The following is a 21560-nucleotide window of genomic DNA, read 5'->3' as shown; positions in this document are numbered from 1 at the left end:
AACAAAGATGCAACTAACAGTGCTAGGCTATTGGGGAGGTTACCCAACAAAAAACGAAGGAACCAGTTCTTACCTATTAGAATCCGAAGACTTTCACTTATTAATCGATGCAGGAAGCGCATCATTAATTTCACTTGAAAATCATCTTGACCCTTTAAAATTAGATGCTGTAATTTTATCTCATTACCATGCAGATCATATTGCAGACATAGGAGTATTGCAATTTACCAGACAATTGAAACGAATGGATAATGATGAACGCCGGGCACCTATTTTACCTATTTATGGCCATCAAGAAGACCAAGAAAATTTTAACCGGTTAACTCTGGAACGAGTAACAGAAGGTGTGGGGTATGAAGAAAATGAAAAGCTAACGATTGGACCATTTGAAATTGACTTTATGAGAACCCTGCATCCAGTACCTTGTTTTGCTTTAAGAATAACAGAGGTAAATTCAGGAAAAGTAGTAGTATTTACAGCTGATTCGGGCTATTTACCAGAATTTATTCCCTTCAGCGAAAAGGCTGATGTTTTATTAGCAGACACAAACCTTTTTGAAGGGATGGAAAATCATCGCATCCATATGACTTCAATCGAAGTGGCTCGAATTGCTAGAGAAGCGCAAGTAAATCAATTGATCCTGACTCATTTGCCGCAAGAAGGAGATTTAGAACTGCTAAAAGCTCAAGCTGTCAATGAAGCTCCGGAAACAAAGGTAACTTTAGCAAAAAAAGATTTAGTAATCACAATTTAGAACAGTCAGTTAAAGCCTTATATCAACAAAGTTTTTAGCCAAGTGTGAAATAATGAAAAGAGGAATAAGACATGTATTTTGTTGCAAACGAACGAAATGGACAAGAAATTACTGATCCAAGAATTAATTTAGCAATTGAAACTTTTTTGCTAAAACAGTTAACATTAGACGAGCCGATTTTACTTTTCTATATAAATGAACCTTCTATTATTATTGGTCGGAATCAAAATACGATTGAAGAGATCAATACAGAATATGTAGAGAAAAACCACATCCATATCGTCCGCCGTTTATCAGGAGGAGGGGCTGTTTATCATGACTTTGGTAATTTATCATTTTGTTTTATTACTAAAGATGATGGCAACTCATTCCGTGATTTTGGCAAATTCACTGAACCTGTGATTCAATCTCTGCATAAGATGGGAGTCGAAGGAGCAGCTTTAATAGGACGCAATGACCTAGTGATCGATGGACAAAAATTCTCAGGAAATGCTATGTACTCTACAAACGGACGGATGACAGCTCATGGTACGATAATGTTTGACAGTGATGTGGAAGCGGTCGTTGGAGCATTGAAAGTTCGTAAAGATAAGATTGAGTCTAAAGGCATCAAATCTATTAGAAGCCGTGTAACCAATATCCGTCCTTATCTATCTGATGATTATCAATATATTACGACTAAAGAATTTCGCGACAAACTATTGTTAAATATTTTTGATGTTGATTCAAGAGAAGAAGTTAAAGAATATAAGTTAACGGATGAGGATTGGAAAAAAATCGAAGAAATTTCTAACGAGTATTATCGAAATTGGGATTGGAATTATGGAAAATCTCCAAAATTTGAATTGGTACGTCGTCATCGGTTCCCGATTGGTTCTGTTGAATTTCAAATGAACGTGGATAAAGGCCAAATTAAAAACATCCGTATTTATGGCGACTTTTTTGGATTAGGTGAAATTTCAGATGTTGAAGAAAAATTAACTGGAATCAAATATGAACCTCAAGCTATCGGAGAAGTTTTTGATAAAATTGATATAAAAAAATACTTTGGAAATATCACCAAAGAAGAGTTAATTCACCTAATTTATTAATAACAACGTTAGAACAAATTAGCCAGAAACGGTTTCTAAAAAAGAAACCGTTTCTGATTTTGTTTTTTTACTGTCTCATTCGTAGGGAGCTAAACCTACCCAATACTGTCATTTAAAATAAATAGTACCCTAATAATGTTACTAAACAAATGATCAGCAGCCCAAAGCCGACTTGTAAGGGAAAAATATACCCTTTTCCTACAGCAGCTGATAAGGGAATCTGTTCAGTTTCTTCAGAAAGCTCTTCTCTTCTTAATTTAGAAGTAACTTTTTTCATACTGAAATGAAAAAAATCAAAAGCTCCTGAATGCAGAACGGCCCAAAAAAGACCGACCATTAAAAAAAGACTCGAAACAATAAAAGTAAAATTTGTGGTTTGTAAAAAACTTATTCTATGGTAGATAAGTAATTCGACTATTAAGCATAAGGCTAAAATTAGAATAATAAGGTTCTTAACAGTAAGTTTTGCTTTCATTTTGTGCCTCCTGAAATGTCTACTAAGATTCAATTTACAGTAAAACGAATATAAATACAATAAAAAAATAAAAATAACAAAATAATGAAAAAAAGGCTTAAGAAGTGAGTATTTCCGCCATTGTTTTCTCATTTACAAATGTTATAAACAAAAAGAAATAAAAATTCTTTTGCAATTATCCTTTTGACAAGCTATTCTATATAGTATATTCTCTTTTTGAATAGAAATAAAATTAATCGTTGGAGGTGCTCAAATCGATGAAAAGTTATGCTAAATTTCTTGGGAAACGTATCTTGTATATGTTATTGACATTATTCTTAATTGCATCGATCACATTCTTCTTGATGAAGCTTTTACCCGGTACTCCATACAGTAACCAGGATAAGCTGTCAGAAGAACAAATTTACATCATGAATGAAAAATATGGATTAAATGAACCCATTCCGGTTCAATATCTAGTCTATATAACAGGACTATTGAAAGGAGATTTAGGTGTTTCTTTCCAATTCAATAATACTCCTGTAACGGAACTCTTATCTACTCGGGTAGGGCCTTCCATGCAGCTGGGAGTTCAGGCGGTTGCTTTAGGAACAATATTAGGGATTGTTCTCGGTGTAATAGCCGCAATGAATCAAAATACATGGATAGATACTACTGCGACATTTACAGCTATCTTAGGGCGGTCGATTCCTAACTTTGTTATTGCTGTATTATTGCAACTTATTTTTGGTGTTTATTTGAAGTGGTTCCCTATCGCTTTATGGAGCGGATTCCAATCTTCTATTTTACCGACAATAGCTTTAGCAATTTCACCATTGGCTGATTCGGCTCGTTTTATCCGAACAGAAATGGTAGAAGTACTTAGCAGCGATTATGTGGAACTAGCACGTGCTAAAGGTCTGAGTCGTTGGACAGTAGCATTTAAACATGGGGTTCGTAATGCTTTGATTCCATTAGTGACGATTTTAGGACCTATGGCTGTTGGGCTGATGACTGGTTCAATGGTAGTAGAAAATATTTTTGCTATTCCCGGAATTGGAGAACAATTCGTTAAATCAATTATGACAAATGATTATCCTACAATTATGGGTGTAACGATTCTTTACTCTGCATTGTTAGTAGGCATTATCTTAGTTGTTGATATTTTATATGGTGTTATCGATCCGCGTATTCGTGTTTCAACTGAAGGAGGGGACAAGTAAAATGAGTGAGTTAGAACAAAAATTTGTTGATGAAACAACAAAATTGTCTCCTGAAATGTTTAATCCGGCTGAAAGTTCAGATACAGAAGACAATGAAAAAATAACGGCGCCTTCATTAAGTTTCTTACAAGATTCTTGGAGACGGCTGAAAAAGAACAAAGCAGCTGTAGTTAGTTTGTTTGTATTGATTGTATTTGTTATCTTAAGTATAGCTGCTCCAGTTATATCACCGCATGAACCGAATGTTCAAATCGTTTCGCAAGCCAATTTGCCGCCGAAAATTCCTGGTGTAAATATTAATGGATTAAACGGTACACAGATGTTGGGCGGAACGCGCGTTGACAAATACCAAGAACAAAATGTACCCAAAGATACGTACTATATCTTAGGGACCGATGGTTTAGGCCGCGATTTGCTTTCGCGTATTTTACATGGAACCCGCGTATCTTTATTGATTGCTTTTGTAGCAGCTTTATTTGACTTGACGATCGGAGTTATTTACGGATTAGTCTCCGGCTGGATGGGTGGCCGAGTGGACAATGCCATGCAACGGTTATTAGAAATTCTCTCTGGAGTGCCCAACTTAGTAGTTGTTATCCTAATGCTACTAGTCTTGGATCCAGGTATTAAATCGATTATTATCGCTTTAGCTATTACGGGATGGATTTCAATGGCTCGGGTCATCAGAGCACAAACCATGAAATTGAAAAACCAAGAATATATTTTAGCAGCTAAAACATTGGGAGAGTCTCCTGTTAAAATTGCTATCAAGCACATTATTCCAAATCTATCAGGCATTATCATTATCCAAACTATGTTCTCGATTCCAGCAGCTATCTTTTTTGAAGCGTTCTTAAGTTTCATCGGAATCGGTATTCCGGCACCAACAGCTTCATTGGGAACTTTAATTAATGATGGATACAAAACGTTCCGCTTCTTACCTCACTTAATGTGGTATCCAGCAGCAGTTATTTGTATCTTAATGATTTCATTTAACTTATTGGCTGATGGATTACGTGATGCTTTTGATCCAAAAATGAAAGATTAGCGAGGTGAATCTGAATGAATAACGTATTAGAAGTAAAAAATTTGAATATCACATTCGACACCTACGCTGGTAAAGTAAAAGCCATTCGCGGTGTCAGCTTTAATTTAAAAAAAGGAGAAACGCTCGCAATTGTTGGTGAGTCTGGTTCAGGGAAATCAGTAACAACACGTAGCATTATGCGTTTGCTTTCTCAAAATGCCAATATTGAAGAGGGCGAAATCTTATTTAACGGAAAAGACTTGATTAAAAAATCTGAAAAAGAAATGCAAGGTATCCGTGGTAAAGACATTGCTATGATTTTCCAAGATCCAATGACTTCTCTTAATCCGACGATGACAATTGGAAAGCAAGTAGCTGAACCGATTCGTCTCCACCAAAAATTAAACAAAAATGAAGCATTTAAACGTGCTTTGGAACTGTTGAAACTGGTAGGCTTACCACAAGCGGAAAAACGAATGAAACAGTATCCACACCAATTTTCAGGCGGACAACGTCAACGGATCGTCATTGCAATTGCATTAGCTTGTAATCCAGAAGTTTTGATTGCTGACGAACCAACAACAGCACTGGATGTTACGATTCAAGCTCAAATTCTTGATCTGATGAAAGAACTCCAAAAGAAAATTTCTACTTCGATCATTTTTATTACTCATGATTTAGGAGTAGTAGCTAATGTGGCTGATCGTGTTGCTGTTATGTATGCAGGTAAAATTGTTGAAGTAGGAACAGTAGATGAAATTTTCTATAATCCGCGTCACCCTTATACTTGGGGATTGATCAGTTCAATGCCAACATTGGAGATTAAAGAATCCTTGTATGCGATTCCGGGGACACCTCCGGATCTATTAGACCCTCCTAAAGGCGATGCATTCGCACCACGTAATGAATATGCAATGAAAATTGATACGGAACTAGAACCACCTTTATTTAAGATTTCAGATACGCATTATGCAGCTACTTGGCTATTGCATCCAGATGCTCCAGCAGTAGAGCCGCCTACTGAAATCAAAGCAAGACAAGAAATTTATGAACAAAAATTTTCTAAAACGCAATATAAGAAAGAAACCTCCATTTCTAATGCCGAAAATGAAGTAAAAGGAGGCGTCTAAAATGAAACAAAAAGAGAAGGTTTTAGAAGTTAAAGGATTAAAACAATACTTTAATGAAGGTACGAATAACGAAGTCCGCGCAGTAGATGATGTAACTTTTGATATCTATAAAGGAGAAACTTTTGGATTAGTTGGAGAGTCTGGCTCAGGAAAATCAACGACAGGACGTTCGATCATTCGTCTTTATGATCCAACAGCTGGTGAGATTGATTTTGAAGGAACTAAAGTTCATAGTATTAAAGGGAAAAAAGATATGCTGAGTTTCAGAAGAGATATGCAGATGATTTTTCAAGACCCTTATGCTTCATTAAATCCTAAAATGAAAATCCGTGATATTATTGCTGAAGGTATTGATATCCATGGTTTGGCAACTTCAACAGAAGACCGAAACCAACAAGTGGATGAATTACTTAAAACGGTTGGACTGAATCCCGATCATGCATCTCGTTATCCTCATGAGTTTTCAGGTGGGCAACGACAACGTATCGGTATTGCCAGAGCTTTAGCGGTTAAACCGAAGTTTATTATTGCAGATGAACCTATTTCTGCATTGGATGTTTCTATTCAAGCCCAAGTAGTAAACTTATTGATGGAATTGCAAAAAACAAAAGATTTAACGTTCTTGTTTATTGCCCATGATTTATCAATGGTAAAATATATCAGTGATCGTATCGGAGTAATGAATAGCGGGAAATTATTAGAATTAGCGTCGGCTGAAGAAGTTTATAACCGTCCATTACATCCTTATACAGAAAGTTTACTGTCTGCTGTTCCGTTGCCTGATCCTGAATACGAACGGAATCGTGTTAGAACACCATACATTCCAAGAGAATCAAATGGTGAGGCAGAAGAATTAAGGGAAATTACACCTGGACATTTTGTTTATTGCCGTGAATCAGATGTTGCAGCTTTACAAGCTAAGAAGGCCAGTTACACAGAAAAATAAAAAATTACTGAAAAAAGTAAAGGAGACCCGTTCATCGGACAGTTCCTTTGCTTTTTTTTATTTTCAGTTTAGAGCAACCTGAAAGATGCATAAAAATGTAATGTATTGTTTATGTATTTAAGTTTCTTTCTCTTGTTATTTGTATTGATGTCTTAATGATAATGTTTATAAATATACAATTTTATAAAAAAGTGCTGATTTAACAACGTTTTAAAGCAATAGATGTGAACGAAAAATAATTAAAAGGAAAAAAAGTGAGGAAAAAACCTCAAAAGTGACAAATAATCGACAAAAAGGGTGGCGTTTTATTTATAAACAGTGTATAATGGTTCTTGTAAGCCAGTTAGTTAAGGATGTCATTAAAATCATTTTATTGGCTAGATCGATCCGCCTAAAAAAGGAGAGAATAACATATGGTTACTTTATACACATCACCTAGTTGTACTTCATGCCGCAAAGCACGTGCTTGGTTGGAAGAAAACAACATTACTTATAAAGAGAGAAATATCTTTTCAGAACCATTATCAGTTTCTGAAATAAAATCTATTTTACGAATGACTGAAGACGGAACAGAAGAAATTATTTCTACTCGTTCAAAAGTTTTTCAAGATTTAGATATTGATTTAGACAATCTTCCTCTTTTAGACTTGTTTGCTTTAATTCAGGAAAATCCCGGATTGCTGCGTCGTCCAATTATGGTAGACGACAAAAGATTACAAGTGGGATATAACGAAGACGAAATACGTCGCTTCTTGCCTAGAGAAGTTCGTGCTCTTGAATTGCAGTTAGCTCAACAAATTGTAGGTTATTAAAAAAGAAAAGTAAGTTAATAAAGTCCAACGTAAATTTCATTAAGAAATTTACGTTGGACTTTATTAACTGTTACTCAATGTAATTAGAAAATAAAACATTTAGTAAGACGCTAGTTTTTAAGTACTTTTACCTTTACATTTAATATATTTGCTTTAAAATAATTAGTATAAATATTTCTGCTATTGTCAAAAGACAATGCGGAAATGAAGAAGTGAGGTGTAGGACTATGGAAATGGAACATATAAATGAAAATACAATCCGTGTACTCATTGAAAGTGCTGATCTAGAAGAAAGAGGCATTACCTTTTTAGATCTTTTAGGCAACCATAAACAAATAGAAAACTTCTTTTACAGTATTTTAGAAGAGGTTGATGTAGATGAACAGTTCCATGAATCCGATGCAATTACGTTTCAAGTGTTGCCGAATGGAAATGGATTAGAATTATTCATTAGTAAGGGCGGACCACTAAGCGAAGATATTGATCTATCTTCTGCCTCCGAAAATTTTGATACAGGTAATTTTTCTGATCTCATAAAAAAACAATTGAGTGAAGATGACCAAGTAAATGACATTGAAGAATATTTGAATGCGATAGAAAGACCAACTCAAGAAGTTGTTTTGCGTTTTAATGAATTTGAAGATATGATTTCATTATCTAAACGCTTATATTTAGATAATGCAGCAACTAGTCTTTACTTTTATAAAAATAGTTATTTTCTTTATTTAGTATTTTTTACTGAGGAAACTACTGAGCGAAGTGTAGAAGAAGAAATTTCTTTAGCGTTAGAGTTTGCAGAAAAAACGCCGATCACTCATGGTGTGCTGACAGAACATGGACAATTGATTATGGAAAATAGTGCATTGGAGTTAACACGCTACTATTTTAAATAATAGCTTTTTAAGCAACAGATAAAAACTTCCGAGAGAGCAATCTTTTCGGAAGTTTTTTTGCGGTTTTAAAAGAAATTCGTGATGGTTTGCGAATAGTATAAACAACTGCAAAAAAAGGAAGTGTGATAAATGCTAATCGCTTTGAACCAAGATAATGAGCATGTCCATGCTGCTAAAATAAAAATAGTGAAACAGTTACCAAAACATGACCTCTATAGTTGTCCTGGATGTAAAGCACCAGTTTTTTTGAAAAAAGGAAAAATAAAACAAGCACATTTTTCGCATTATGCTCAATCCAATTGTCAAATGTTTTCAGAAGGAGAAACAGAGGAACATGTATTGGGAAAGCAGCTTTTATACAATTGGTTTATTCAACAAGGATACCCATGCCAATTAGAAGCCTACTTACCTGAATTAAAGCAACGTCCTGATCTGCTTATATGGTTAAATGAAAAAAGAGCTGTTGCTGTTGAGTTCCAATGTAGTTCGCTATCACATGAAAGAATGGTCGAAAGAACGGAAGGATATCTAAAGAACAACTATGAAGTATATTGGGTACTCGGGTCACAATTTAAACTCACTCGCAGCATATCTGCCTTTCAGCGAATGTTTATGTACAAATTTAAGAAATCAGGCTATTGTCTGTTTTTTTTAGATGTTTACCGTGAACAACTGAACATCTGTACAGATATTCAACAAAATCAGCTGGGATCTGCAGTTGCATTCAAAGAAATACTTGTTAAATTAGCTTCATCCAATTTAACCGCCTTAACGGATATCGTTACACAAACTACTTGTCAGAACCGCCAATTTAAAAAAATGAAAAATAAAATCATTGCCAAAGAATTATTAGCCAGTCATCATTTCTTAAACCGCAGTAGAATGTACCAGGAAACCGAAATGGTACTATTTCAAAAGTATATTTATCAACGAGGACATTCCTTAGTGTCTCTTCCTAAAGAAATTTACTTTCCGGTTGAAAATAAACTAATTATTAAAACACTCCCGCATTTTTGGAAATTCATTCTGTTGGAATGGGTTACAAAAAAATCTTTAGGAACTGTCATCACAAGATTGGAAATCACTTCTCAGCTTAAACAAATGATAAAAGATAAACACCTTACTTTTTATTCGACCCCGATGATTCCTTTAACGGAAAAAAGAAAAGCAATCGATCCATTTATTCACTTATTAGTTCAATGTAACATTTTAGCAGAAGTTTTACCTAATCAATGGTTGATTCTATCAGAGCCTCATTTTTACTTAAGTGAGCAAGAAAAGCTTACAGACTTTTCTTGCTTCATAAAATAAAACAGACAACACCAATTCCTCTGCACTTATCTAAAAGTTATGTTAAAATTAGAAAGTGATGAAAATTTAGGAGGGTTATATTAATGAATGAATCTAAAAAATTACCAAAACGCACAGAAGTTCCTCAAGCATTAACTTGGGATTTAGAAATTATTTTTGAATCAGATGAAGCCTTTTATACATCCTATCAAGAATTAGAAAAAAAAATTGAAAAAGTAGCTGAATTTAAAGGGAGACTTGGTGAAAGTTCAGCTGTTTTTTTACAAAGTATAGAATATATTTTAGAAGTTTCAAATCAGTTGGAGACCATTTACGTTTATGCCCACTTAAAAAATGACCAGGATACTACAAATGCTGATTATCAAGCGATGTATGACCGCGCTTCTTTATTGGCAACTAAAATTGGAGAAGCCATTTCTTGGTTTGAACCGGAACTGTTAGAAATACCTGAAGAAAAATTAACAGACTTTTTAAAGGAAAATAAAGAGCTGGCATTGTACCAACATTTTATTGACCAATTAACGTTCTCAAGAGAACACGTTTTATCTGCAAATGAAGAAGCACTTTTAGCAGGAGCTGGAGAGATTTTTGGAGCTTCTAGCCGAACGTTCAACGTTTTGAATAATGCTGATCTTCAATTTCCAACCATAAAAGATGAAAATGGAGAAGATATCCAATTGTCTCATGGTGTTTATGGGCAATTAATAGAAAGTACAGATCGTTCTGTTCGTGAAGCTGCATTTAAGAATCTTTACAAAGTTTATCAAGGGTTGAATAATACTTTTGCAAGCACGCTCTCTTCTCATGTTAAATATCATAATTACAATGCAGCGATTCACCATTATCAGTCTGCCCGAGAAGCAGCGTTGTCGGCTGGTCATATTCCAGAAAAAGTCTACGATACACTACTAGAAGTGGTTGGAGAAAATTTGCCTTTGCTGCACCGCTATGTCGCATTAAGAAAAAAATTGCTTAAAGTGGATACATTGCATATGTATGACCTATATACACCTATTACAGGAGAAGCCAGTATTAAATTTACCTATGAGGAAGCAAAAACAGCTACTTTAGAGGCATTAAAACCATTAGGCGAAGAATACCGTTCTGTACTGGAAAAAGCTTTTGAAGACCGTTGGATTGACGTAGTGGAAAACGTTGGGAAAAGAAGCGGAGCATACTCTTCCGGCGCTTATGAAACAAGTCCTTATATTCTATTAAATTGGCATGATTCTTTAAACCATTTATATACACTTGTACATGAACTGGGCCACAGTGTGCATAGTTATTTTACGCGTTCTAATCAACCGTATGTTTATGGCGATTATTCTATCTTCCTAGCTGAAATTGCTTCTACAACTAATGAAAATATTTTGACGGAATATCTATTGGAAACTCAGCATGATCCTAAGGTACGCGCCTATATTTTGAACCATTATTTAGATGGGTTTAAAGGAACGATTTTCCGACAAACACAATTTGCGGAATTTGAACATTTCATTCATGAAGAAGCGGCTAAAGGAACCCCTTTAACTAGTGAATTTTTAAACCAGAACTACGGCACTCTAAATACCCGTTATTACGGGCCAGCAGTTGAAGAAGATCCAGAAATTGCTTTAGAGTGGTCGAGAATACCGCATTTTTACTATAACTATTATGTTTATCAGTATGCTACAGGTTTTTCAGCAGCAACAGCTTTAGCTGATAAAATTTTGAAAGATAAAACCGGCAATGCGTTGACAAATTATTTAACTTATTTGAAATCTGGAAGCAGTGATTACCCAATCGAGGTAATGAAAAAAGCAGGAGTGGATATGACGGAAAAAGCTTATCTCGCTGATGCAATGAAAGTTTTTGAAACAAGGTTAAATGAATTAGAAGCATTGGTAAGCACATTAAAAACGGACGAATAGCCTAAAAAAAGACTTCCTACAGCTACTGCAGGAAGTCTTTTTTTAGGCTAGTATAGATCAAAGAACATGAAGGTGGCTTTTTTTCAAATCAGAAAGAGCACGATAAGGCACTGGTTTGGTAGTATCTGCTTCATTGCATAATTCTTGCAGCAATTCTATTGTGATTTCTTCTTCGACTAAGACGCCATGGTTTTTAGTTTGATCACTAAACACTACACAAGAAGGTGTACTGAGAACTTGCATTTCTCGAGCAATTTTTTGATCAGATTCAAAGACTGTTTTAGCAAATTCAGATTTTTTGTCTTCTAAAAACATTGGAATATCTAACTTGGCTTTTTGGGCGGTTTCTTGGATTAGTTTTTGTGAAAATGGCTGATTTCCTACAGTTATTGCTTGTTGTAATTCCATTAAAAATACGCGTCCTTTTTTCTTGCCTTGCATAGAGGCAGCCGCGTAAGCTAAACAAGCGTCATAAATTTGAAAGAAAAGCTCGTTTCTTAAATTCAAATTGTTTTTAGGCAATTTTTTTGCTTTCATATAATCAGAAAATGTCTTAAAATTATGAACTGGAATAAAATGAAAGTGAACTTTTTCTTCTCTGGATTCTACGAAGTCTAATAATCCTTTTTCTGCTTCATAACAGGTTGATCCTAAAGGATTAATAAATAAATAAATTTCGATAACTTGTTTAAACTGATTCCCTTTTTTGGAATACTTAGTTGTGAGCATCTCATTTCACCTTAACTTTATATATTTTTGAAGCGATGTTACATCTGTCAGCAACATATATACTGTATCAAATAAATTTATAAAAAAGTAATAAAATGTCCTAGAACATACTTTGAAAAAATAAAACTGTAACAAAATTGCCACATATTAAAAAAACTTTTGTTTCTAAAAAGCATCTTCCGTAGAAGCATAGGCCAGCATTCGAGCAATTTTATTTTTTGAAGGGTTTCTTTCTATCTGATGTTCTCTTAAAAAATCATTAAACGTTTTTTCTCCTACTGTTTCTTCTGTTACTTCAAGTTCTAATTCATAATCTACTTGTTCGTCATAAAAGCTTTGATCTAAAACAAACAAGCCTTTTTCAGTCATTTTTTCAAAACGTTTTGTTTTAAGCGATCCAATTAAATGTACTTCTTTTGGTTGAATCTGTAATTGTCTTAATTTTTCAACGACAGCTCCTTGAAAATCAATCTTATTTTTTGAAAGGAGTTCATGAGCTGTTGCAAGAGATAAGGTGTCAGTAGTTTCTAATAAATTATTTTCAACAGGCGTTTTAAGTGTTAATTCTGCTGAATCCGATAAAATGCGTATTCTTAATCCAGCCCCTAGAAGTTTTAAAGCATTTTCTTCTGTATCAAAATAATGGTTTTCTTGAATGAAAAAGTCTGTTTCTTTAGCTTGGAAATAATGAAGTAAAGTATGGTATTCCGAAGCTGACAAGACATTTTTAAATTCAATTTCGAGTTGCTCGCTCATATCATCATCTCCTGATTTTATTTAAATTAGACCAATAGAGCTAGCTCGTTTCTAGCTTTACAAGTTTTTACTTCATTTACTACTACGAAAAAGAATAGTGACCAAGTGTTAAAGTTGATCGAAATTCTAAAAAAGAGGAGTTTATATATCAAATTTACGCGCTAATCGATTAAGTTGCAATAAAAATGACCTACATTTATGTATTATAAATGGATTCACTTTTTGAATAAAAATATTTCTGTATCAAACACTACCCATTGTCCCCGTAAATAAAAAGAATGAAGGTTCTATTTAAAAGCAGTTCTTTAAAAAATGAAGGAAAGGAATTGTTTGGTATAAAGTAGTACAACTGCATGCTGTGACTATAATGCTATCTTTATTTTAAAATAGACGTTTTGCTCATTTCTTATTTTAAGTGGGATATGTTAAAATGAATTTGTATGCATTCTTTAAATGGAGTGGCATTGAAATGACAAATAAAGAAGGTAGAAGCAATGGATGAAAATCAAAATTGGGATGAATTTTTAGTACCTTATCAACAAGCAGTAGAAGAGTTAAAAGTTAAATTAAAAGGAATCCGAAAACAGTTTGGAAAAGAAAATCTGCATAAACCTGTTGAATTTGTTACGGGACGAGTAAAGCCGGTAGATAGTATTTTAGCAAAAGCAGAATTGCGCAACATCTCTTTAAACCGTCTCGAAACGGAGATGCAAGATATTGCCGGATTACGGATCATGTGCCAATTTGTAGAAGATATTCATGAAGTCGTACGTTTATTAAGAAACCGGAAAGATATAAAAATAGTAGAAGAACGTGATTATATTACGAATCAGAAAGAGAGTGGTTACCGCTCGTACCATGTCGTTTTTGAATATCCTGTACAAGTAATTGATGGAGAAAAGATTATTTTAGCTGAAGTACAAATCAGGACATTATCCATGAATTTCTGGGCAACGATTGAACACTCTTTGAATTACAAATATAAAGGTGAATTTCCGGAAGATATTAAAGTACGCCTGAAGCGAGCGGCTGAAGCAGTCTATCAATTAGACGAGGAAATGTCAGAGATCAGGGAAGAAATACAAGAAGCTCAGCATCTGTTTTCTTATAGTAAGCGAAACAGTCTAGAGGAAACTGATGATAAAAAGAAATTAGAATAGATTTTTAACGTTCAGCATAGGAGGAACTAAGTGTGAAAATAGCCATTGTGCATAATAATAATGAAAAATCTCTTGCTGTAACAGAAGAGTTGAAATTATTGTTGATTAAAAACAACTTTTCAATAGATAAGCGTAATCCCGATTTGATTATCACAATTGGTGGAGACGGCACATTATTATCTGCATTCCATCGATATGCCCATCTGTTGGACTCTGTTCGCTTTGTCGGTATACACACCGGCCACTTAGGCTTCTATACAGATTGGCGCGACTATGAATTACCCGAATTAGTGGCTAGCTTAGTCAATGATAAAGGAGAAAGCATTAGTTATCCTTTATTAGATGTCCGGGTAACGTTTCAAGGGCGTAAGGAATCGTCACATTTCTTAGCATTGAATGAGTCAACGATGAAGCGGGTGGATGGTACAATGGTGTGCGATGTATTCGTCAAAGATGAACTCTTTGAACGTTTTAGAGGCGATGGCCTTTGTGTTTCGACCCCTACCGGTTCAACGGGATACAACAAATCAGTAGGCGGAGCCATTATTCATCCACGTTTAGAGGCTATTCAATTAGCAGAAATTGCTTCTATTAATAACCGTGTTTTCCGGACATTAAGTTCTCCAATGATCGTAGCTCCAGATGAATGGATTCGAATAAAACCAATCACTACAGACGGTTTTATATTAACGGTTGATCAATTGTCTTCATCTGAAAAGAATATTGTTGAACTACAATATCGAATAGCAAACGAACGGATTCACTTTGCCCGGTATCGACACACTCATTTCTGGAGCCGAGTAGAAGACGCATTTATTGGAGCGAAAAATAAATATGAAGTTTAGTTGGGTACACGAGTCTTTCGAAAAAAAACAAGTTAAAGCTTTTTTAGCGGAAAAAGGCATCTCGCGCGGTTTATTGGCCAAAATAAAGTTTCAAGGCGGAGAAATCAAAGTTAATCACCAAGTAGAAAACGTTCTTTACCGTTTGGAGGAAAATGATTTAGTAGAAGTCACGATCCCGAATGAAGAGGGCCATGACACAACAGTCCCCGTCGATATTCCGATTGAAATCGTTTATGAAGATGAACACTTTTTAGTGGTGAATAAGCCTTTTGGAGTAGCTTCTATTCCATCAAGAATCCATCCAAAAGAATCGATGGCAAACCGTGTAAAAGGGTATTATGTAAGACAAGGCTATCAAAACCAAGTTATCCACATCGTTACGCGTCTAGATCGTGACACAACTGGGTTGATGCTTTTTGCTAAGCATGGGTATGCGCATGCTTTATTAGATAAAGAACTAAGAAATAAACAGTTGCATAAAAAATATATGGCTTTATTAACAGGAAAGTTAGCAGGAAGCCAACATGGAGTGATTGAAGCTCCAATTGCTAGGCCAGAAGATTCGATAATCAAGAGAATCGTGCACCCAAGCGGTAAAACGGCTTTAACAGAATACTGGGTAAAAACAGAATTTGATGATGCAACTTTAGTAGATATTCAGCTGCATACAGGGAGAACGCATCAAATCCGAGTACACTTTGCACACATTGGACATCCGCTGATGGGCGATGATCTTTATGGAGGAGTAAAGAATCAATGGATTAAAAGACAAGCCTTACATTGCCGTGAATTGGATTTTATCGATCCATTTACACAAAAGCAGATTGTGTTAACAGCAGCCTGTCCTGACGACATGGCTGAATGGCTCAAACAGCAATAAAAACCGTGAAACTGCTAGAAGGGAGAGCTATTTTTGAATGAAGCACAACTAGAAATAGAAGAAAAATTAAATTTACTAAAAACTTATTTAGCTGAAGAAAAACTCAAAGAATTTCGTTCGGAGTTTCTTACTTTACACGAATACGAACAGGGACAGTATTATCTTTCCTTAACTGAAGAAGAGCGGCAGAGAATGTATTACTATCTTTCTCCGAAAGAAATGGCCGATATGTTCGAAATCCTTGAAGAAGATGAAGAATCTGTTGAGGTGTATTTGAAAGAAATGGATCCACAGTACGCGGCGGATATGCTTAGCGAAATGTTTACAGATAATGCGGTGGATATTTTAAATCAATTAGAAAAGGCAGATTTACGCAAATACCTCAATCTAATGACAGCTGACAGCGCTGCTGAAATCAAAGAACTATTGCATTATGAAGACGAAACTGCTGGTTCAATCATGACGACTGAATATGTTTCGGTAGCAGCTAATCAAACGATTCATTCTGCTATGCGAATTTTAAAAAATAAGGCTGCAGAAGCAGAAACGATTTACTATATTTATGTAGTGGATACGGCTGAAAAGTTAGTCGGCGTTATTTCTTTAAGAGAATTGATCACTCATGAAGACGATGAATTGATCGCAGATGTAATGGGGGATCGCCCAATTTCAGTCTATGTTACTGATGATCAAAATGACGTAGCTAAAACGATTAGAGACTATAACTTTTTAGCAGTACCTGTTATTGATAAAGATGATTACTTATTAGGGATCATCACAGTTGATGATATTATCGATGTTATTGACGAAGAAGCAGCTAGCGATTATTCAGGGTTGGCTGGGGTCGACGTCGGAGAACAATCAGAAAATCCCTTTATTGCGGCATCTAAACGCTTGCCATGGCTGATTACATTATTATTTTTAGGTATGGGAACAGCAACATTGATTAGTCGTTACGAAGTATTAGTAAGTGAAGCCAGTATCCTAGCCGTTTTTATCTCTTTGATAACCGGTACAGCTGGTAATGCGGGTACACAATCATTAGCTGTTGCTGTAAGAAAACTAGCTGATAATGACGACAAAGCTAAAGGATTTGCAAGTTTGATTCTTAGTGAAGTACTGACAGGAATTGTCACTGGTTTAACGACAGGGGTAACGATTTTTGCTGTTATCGGTATTTGGCAACACAATTTTATTTTAGGCTTCGTAATTGGTACTGCTATGCTTTTCGCAATTGTAGTCGCCAACTTAGCCGGAAGTTTAATTCCGATATTAATGGATCGAATAGGCTTTGATCCGGCTGTTGCAAGCGGGCCGTTCATCTCGACATTAAGTGACTTAACCAGTGTTTTGATTTATTTTAATATAGCTGCTTACTTTATGCCATTTTTTGTTTAAAGAAGACAGTGACTTTTTTGAGCAGTGCAATTATTAGAAAATACAAGGATGGGACTTTTTGTCTCATCCTTTTAACAGTAAAGGATTGAATAGGTGTGGCTTATCGAAAGAAAAAGAAAAAATTAACTAAAAAGCAACAAAAACAACGGACTCAATTAACGTTAATGAGTTTTATCATTTTGTTTTCATTTGTTTTCGGCCTAGCTTTAGGGAAAAGCGACAACTCAGGCTATTCACTTCTCGAAAAGTTGGAGCAATTTAAAGAGGAATTCATGCATGTTTTTCAAACAGATAATCAATACCTTAAAGGAGAAACAGCACTTAAAGGAACAAGCCAATTCTACTTCTTAGATGTGGGGCAAGGTTCAGCTACTTTGCTTCAATCAGAAGACGGGACTAATATTTTAATTGATACAGGGCGCTATGAAGATAAAGATAAAAAAATCTTAACGTATTTAGACCGCTATATCGGAACAGGCGGGAAAATAGATCTGTTGATTTTTACCCATAACGATTCAGATCACATTGGATATGGCGACTTAGTTTTGCAGTATTATGATGTTAAAGAAGTATGGATGAATGGCTATGATGCAACGAGTAAAATATATGAACGTGTACTTGATGCTATTAGCGACAGTAATGCACGTTATGTGGAGCCGAAAAGCGGAGAGGAACATCAAGTAGGGCCTTTCCTGTTTGAAATACTTAACCCAACGATGGTCTCGAAAAACAACCCTAACGATGATTCGATTGTAGCTAAAATTACATTTGCTAACTTTAGCGGTTTGTTTAGTGGAGATGCTTCAGCAAGAGTTGAAAATGAAATTATTGAGAGCGGAGCTGATTTAAAAGCGACTCTTCTTTTAATGGGACATCACGGCTCGAAAAGTAGTACGAGCGAAGAATGGATAAAAGCGATTGAACCGCAAATCAGTGTTTACTCAGCAGGAGAATCAAATAGTTACGGGCATCCTAACAAAGAAACGTTAGAGCGGCTCAACCATCAAAGTGTCCCAATTTACGGAACGATAGAGGATGGAACCATAACGGTTAATGTAGATTCGAAGGGAACTTACAGCGTTGTTACAGAGAAAGGAGCGCATTAAAATGAAAGCAGTTCTTGAGGAGTTTGAAGGAGAGGTAGCACGGCTTGTTCCTGATGATGGCAGTGATCCCATTCACGTAAATCTCCAGTATCTTCCTGATGAATGCACTTTAGGTGATGTTTTTGAAGTGGTTTACCAAAAAAAAGACACACTGAGAATCCAAGAACTCATTTTGTTATCTAATGAAAAAGAGCAAAGAATGGAACGGATGAAAGCAAAGCGAGAAGCATTGCTTAAACGAACAAAAGAACAACAATGATCATTATTTGAATGGTAGGCAAATCATTTTTATAGAAAACATACTAAAAAACCTTAAAAACATTTTTTAAGGTTTTTTAATTGTTGCTAATTTTTTTTCCATGTCATGGTGGGGAATTCCAGCATCTAAGTAGCCTTCGCTAATGATTGAATAATTTAAAGCCGAGTAAAAACCAATAGCATGATCTTGCGCACCTAATATTAAGCGATTCCGGCCATTTTCAGAAGCATACCGTTCAATTTCCAACATTAATTTTTTCCCAAGCTGCTTCCCGCGCTGATTACTTAAAACAGCTACACGTTGTACTTTATAAGTATTTTGCTCAATAGGGAAAAGCCGGGCTGTAGCTACAGGAGTATCGTCTAAATAACCAACTACATAAATAGTTTGATCTTCTAGTTCATCTATTTCCATTTCTGCAGGAACCTGTTGTTCTTTTACGAAAACACGATTCCGAATAGTTAACCCGTCTTTATAAACTTTTGAATTTAAATCAGATGACCAGGAAAAATTCATAAAATGTTCCTTCTTTCTATTTTGTTATGCTGTTAAGGGTACCATAGAAAAGTAAGTGATTCTAGTGAGGATCTTCTATCTAGTTAATTTCTTTATTTCTGATAGGCAATAGCTTATACTTATACAAGTAATAAAGAATGGAGGAAAAACGATGAATAATAAGACTTTAGAATGGATAAAAAAGCTGACCGCCATTCCTTCTCCAACAGGGAATACAAGCGAAATTATTGGAATGATAAAAAAGGAGTTAACGGCTTTAGGGTATGAAGCAAATACAAACAATAAAGGAAGTTTATTAATCACTGTAAAAGGAAAAAATCATCAAAATCAGCGTTTTGTAACTGCTCATGTAGATACACTTGGAGCAATGGTGCGTGCAATTAAACCTGATGGACGCTTAAAAATGGATTTGATTGGCGGATTTCGTTATAACGCGATTGAAGGAGAGTATTGTACTATTCATACGGCTTCAGGAAAAACATACACAGGTACGATTCTAATGCATCAAACAAGCGTTCATGTCTATAAAGAAGCAGGGACAGCCGAAAGAAACCAAACGAACATGGAAATACGAATTGATGAAAAAGTACAATCAAAAGAAGAAACCCAACAATTAGGTATTGAAGTTGGAGATTTTATCAGCTTTGACCCGCGGACAGAAATAACTAAAAGCGGTTTTATTAAGTCACGCCATTTAGACGATAAAGTAAGTGTAGCCATTTTGTTGAATCTTTTAGAAAAATTAGTTGAAGATAACATAGAATTGCCATACACTACTCACTTTCTTATCTCAAATAATGAAGAGATCGGATATGGAGGAAATTCTAATATATCAGAAAAAGTTACAGAATACTTAGCTGTTGATATGGGAGCCATAGGAGATGATCAACAGACAGATGAATACTCAGTTTCCATATGTGTAAAAGATGGAAGTGGTCCTTACCATTATCAACTGAGAAAACAACTGACGAAATTATGTGAAGACAACCATATTCCTTACCAATTAGATATTTATCCTTATTATGGAAGCGATGCTTCAGCTGCTATGAAAGCAGGAGCAGATGTGCGTCACGCTTTAGTTGGAGCAGGAATTGATGCTAGTCATGCTTATGAACGCACACATGAATCGTCAATCAAAGCAACGGAACAATTAGTATGGAACTATTTACTGCAGGATATGTTTGAGTAGAAAGAGAGGAAGATGAAAATGGACTATTTTAGAAAATCGAAGTTGATGTTTTGGTCAACTTGGCTGCTAGTTATTGCGACGTTGATTTATATGTCAATGAAAATCAATTTTGTCTTCCAGCCGCTGATCACCTTTGTCACTACATTATTTACTCCGATATTAGTGGCAGGTTTTTTATATTATTTACTAAATCCTTTAATTAATTTACTTGAAAAATTAAAGATACAAAGAAAGTACGGTATTCTGATTATTTTACTGTTGTTTTTAGGATTGTTAGTATTTTTAGGTGTTTTAGTCGTTCCCACTTTAGTTGACCAAGTTGGACAATTAGTAAAAAATATTCCGAGTTTTATGGAATCATTAGAAAGTTTTTCTAAAAGCATTATACAGCAGCCTTGGTTAGCTGACTTTGACTTAGAAAACTCTGTGAATAAAATGGATTTGTCTATCAGCAATATAGCCAACACTGTTTTTTCTGGAATTACAAACAGCGTGGGATCTATTTTCGGAGCTGTAGCAAATGCAACAATCGTTGTTTTTACTGCTCCCATTATTTTGTTTTATATGTTTAAAGATGGACAGCATTTTCGTCCAGCAGTAGCTAAGTTTTTTCCAAAAGAATATCGAGGACAAATGATTGAATTGTTTGGACAAATGAATAATACGATTGCTTCTTATATCAGCGGACAAGCTTTAGTTTGTTTACTAGTGGGGATGTTTACATTTATCGGTTATTTGATTATCAGTATGCCTTATGCTCTATTATTAGGCTTTATTGCAGGAGTGACGAATATTATACCGTATGTTGGGCCTTATATTGGGTTAGCACCAGCAGTCATTATTGGTTTGACGATTTCTCCTACAAAAGCATTATTAGTCGTATTGGTTGTCTTAGTCGTTCAACAAATAGATGGGAACTTCATTTCTCCAAATGTCATTGGGAAAACTCTTGCAATTCATCCTTTAACGATTATTGTTATTTTGTTAGTAGCCGGAAAACTAGCAGGACTTTTAGGCATGATATTAGGTGTTCCTTTCTACGCAGTAGTTAAGACAATAGTCATGTATCTAAAGGACATGTACAATATTAAAAAGAAGCATCAAAGCGTACAACTTGAAAAAAAATAGTGAAATCCTTCATAATGTTTTGACATTTCTAGAGTTTGTGATA

At 35.1% G+C, this 21560-nt stretch carries 22 protein-coding genes; 18 read left to right on the top strand and 4 right to left on the bottom strand.

All coding sequences use genetic code 11. The annotated features are described in order from the left end of the window. Nucleotides 1–7 precede the first annotated feature (7 nt). Complete coding sequence (locus tag BR87_RS04105) at nt 8–754, top strand: MBL fold metallo-hydrolase (RefSeq protein ID WP_035029035.1); 747 nt, start codon at nt 8–10, stop codon at nt 752–754. Nucleotides 755–825: 71 nt separating this feature from the next. Next, nucleotides 826–1845 (top strand): lipoate--protein ligase, encoded by a 1020-nt coding sequence (lplA, locus tag BR87_RS04100; RefSeq protein ID WP_035029031.1) that lies wholly within the window; start codon nt 826–828, stop codon nt 1843–1845. Between the two features lie 112 nt (nt 1846–1957). On the opposite strand, the gene BR87_RS04095 is transcribed toward lplA, so the two are convergent. Continuing rightward, entirely contained in the window at nt 1958–2320 is a 363-nt protein-coding gene (locus BR87_RS04095) for a DUF3899 domain-containing protein (RefSeq protein ID WP_035029028.1), read from the bottom strand. A gap of 257 nt (nt 2321–2577) precedes the next feature. Between BR87_RS04095 and opp3b the strand changes: the two genes are divergently transcribed. The 8 genes from opp3b (at nt 2578) to pepF (ending at nt 11551) form a co-directional block, all read left to right on the top strand. Further along, entirely contained in the window at nt 2578–3522 is a 945-nt protein-coding gene (gene opp3b, locus BR87_RS04090; protein ID WP_035029025.1) for an oligopeptide ABC transporter permease, read from the top strand. Nucleotides 3523–3577: 55 nt separating this feature from the next. Then, complete coding sequence (gene opp3C, locus BR87_RS04085) at nt 3578–4570, top strand: oligopeptide ABC transporter permease (RefSeq protein ID WP_211249994.1); 993 nt, start codon at nt 3578–3580, stop codon at nt 4568–4570. Between the two features lie 14 nt (nt 4571–4584). Beyond that, nucleotides 4585–5679 (top strand): ABC transporter ATP-binding protein, encoded by a 1095-nt coding sequence (locus BR87_RS04080; RefSeq protein WP_035029019.1) that lies wholly within the window; start codon nt 4585–4587, stop codon nt 5677–5679. Nucleotide 5680: 1 nt separating this feature from the next. Continuing rightward, a complete protein-coding gene (locus BR87_RS04075; protein WP_035029016.1) occupies nt 5681–6625 on the top strand; it encodes an ABC transporter ATP-binding protein in 945 nt (314 codons plus the stop codon). Between the two features lie 413 nt (nt 6626–7038). After that, nucleotides 7039–7437: a transcriptional regulator SpxA gene (spxA, locus tag BR87_RS04070; RefSeq protein ID WP_035029013.1), complete on the top strand. Its 399-nt coding sequence runs from the start codon at nt 7039–7041 to the stop codon at nt 7435–7437. 227 nt (nt 7438–7664) lie between these two features. Beyond that, the gene (locus BR87_RS04065; protein ID WP_035029010.1) at nt 7665–8330 is read left to right on the top strand and encodes an adaptor protein MecA; all 666 of its coding nucleotides are present in this window, start codon (nt 7665–7667) and stop codon (nt 8328–8330) included. Nucleotides 8331–8459: 129 nt separating this feature from the next. Beyond that, nucleotides 8460–9641 (top strand): competence protein CoiA, encoded by a 1182-nt coding sequence (locus BR87_RS04060; protein WP_035029007.1) that lies wholly within the window; start codon nt 8460–8462, stop codon nt 9639–9641. A gap of 83 nt (nt 9642–9724) precedes the next feature. Then, nucleotides 9725–11551 carry an oligoendopeptidase F gene (pepF, locus tag BR87_RS04055; RefSeq protein ID WP_035029004.1) on the top strand — a complete coding sequence of 609 codons (1827 nt, stop codon included), beginning with the start codon at nt 9725–9727 and terminating at the stop codon, nt 11549–11551. 57 nt (nt 11552–11608) lie between these two features. On the opposite strand, the gene BR87_RS04050 is transcribed toward pepF, so the two are convergent. After that, nucleotides 11609–12280 carry a DsbA family protein gene (locus tag BR87_RS04050; RefSeq protein WP_051929654.1) on the bottom strand — a complete coding sequence of 224 codons (672 nt, stop codon included), beginning with the start codon at nt 12278–12280 and terminating at the stop codon, nt 11609–11611. Nucleotides 12281–12445: 165 nt separating this feature from the next. Next, the gene (locus tag BR87_RS04045) at nt 12446–13036 is read right to left on the bottom strand and encodes a CYTH domain-containing protein (RefSeq protein WP_035029001.1); all 591 of its coding nucleotides are present in this window, start codon (nt 13034–13036) and stop codon (nt 12446–12448) included. A gap of 494 nt (nt 13037–13530) precedes the next feature. On the opposite strand from BR87_RS04045, the gene yjbM reads away from it, so the two are divergent. From yjbM to BR87_RS04015, 6 genes are all read left to right on the top strand, one after another. Next, nucleotides 13531–14196, top strand: coding sequence for a GTP diphosphokinase (gene yjbM, locus BR87_RS04040; RefSeq protein WP_035028998.1), 666 nt, complete (start codon nt 13531–13533; stop codon nt 14194–14196). A gap of 32 nt (nt 14197–14228) precedes the next feature. Next, nucleotides 14229–15041, top strand: a complete 813-nt coding sequence (locus BR87_RS04035; RefSeq protein WP_035028995.1) for an NAD kinase — start codon at nt 14229–14231, stop codon at nt 15039–15041. Next, complete coding sequence (locus BR87_RS04030) at nt 15031–15921, top strand: RluA family pseudouridine synthase (RefSeq protein ID WP_035028992.1); 891 nt, start codon at nt 15031–15033, stop codon at nt 15919–15921. The genes BR87_RS04035 and BR87_RS04030 overlap by 11 nt, the downstream gene beginning before the upstream one ends. Nucleotides 15922–15954: 33 nt before the next feature. Continuing rightward, on the top strand, nt 15955–17319 hold the full coding sequence (gene mgtE / locus BR87_RS04025; protein WP_035028990.1) for a magnesium transporter: 1365 nt from the start codon (nt 15955–15957) through the stop codon (nt 17317–17319). A gap of 95 nt (nt 17320–17414) precedes the next feature. Then, entirely contained in the window at nt 17415–18425 is a 1011-nt protein-coding gene (locus BR87_RS04020; protein WP_035028985.1) for a ComEC/Rec2 family competence protein, read from the top strand. A 1-nt stretch (nt 18426) separates the two neighbouring features. Next, nucleotides 18427–18684, top strand: coding sequence for a DUF3006 family protein (locus BR87_RS04015; protein ID WP_035028982.1), 258 nt, complete (start codon nt 18427–18429; stop codon nt 18682–18684). Between the two features lie 66 nt (nt 18685–18750). Here BR87_RS04015 and BR87_RS04010 read toward each other — a convergent pair whose 3' ends face one another. Then, a complete protein-coding gene (locus BR87_RS04010) occupies nt 18751–19200 on the bottom strand; it encodes a GNAT family N-acetyltransferase (protein ID WP_035028979.1) in 450 nt (149 codons plus the stop codon). Nucleotides 19201–19351: 151 nt separating this feature from the next. On the opposite strand from BR87_RS04010, the gene BR87_RS04005 reads away from it, so the two are divergent. Then, complete coding sequence (locus BR87_RS04005) at nt 19352–20389, top strand: M42 family metallopeptidase (RefSeq protein ID WP_035028976.1); 1038 nt, start codon at nt 19352–19354, stop codon at nt 20387–20389. 18 nt (nt 20390–20407) lie between these two features. Further along, on the top strand, nt 20408–21517 hold the full coding sequence (locus BR87_RS04000; protein WP_035028974.1) for an AI-2E family transporter: 1110 nt from the start codon (nt 20408–20410) through the stop codon (nt 21515–21517). Nucleotides 21518–21560: the final 43 nt, after the last annotated feature.

This window comes from Carnobacterium mobile DSM 4848 (genome assembly GCF_000744825.1).
GTDB classification, from domain to species: Bacteria; Bacillota; Bacilli; order Lactobacillales; family Carnobacteriaceae; genus Carnobacterium_A; species Carnobacterium_A mobile.
Note: the sequence above shows the minus strand (reverse complement) of the source record. Positions and strands in the feature narration are given on the sequence as shown.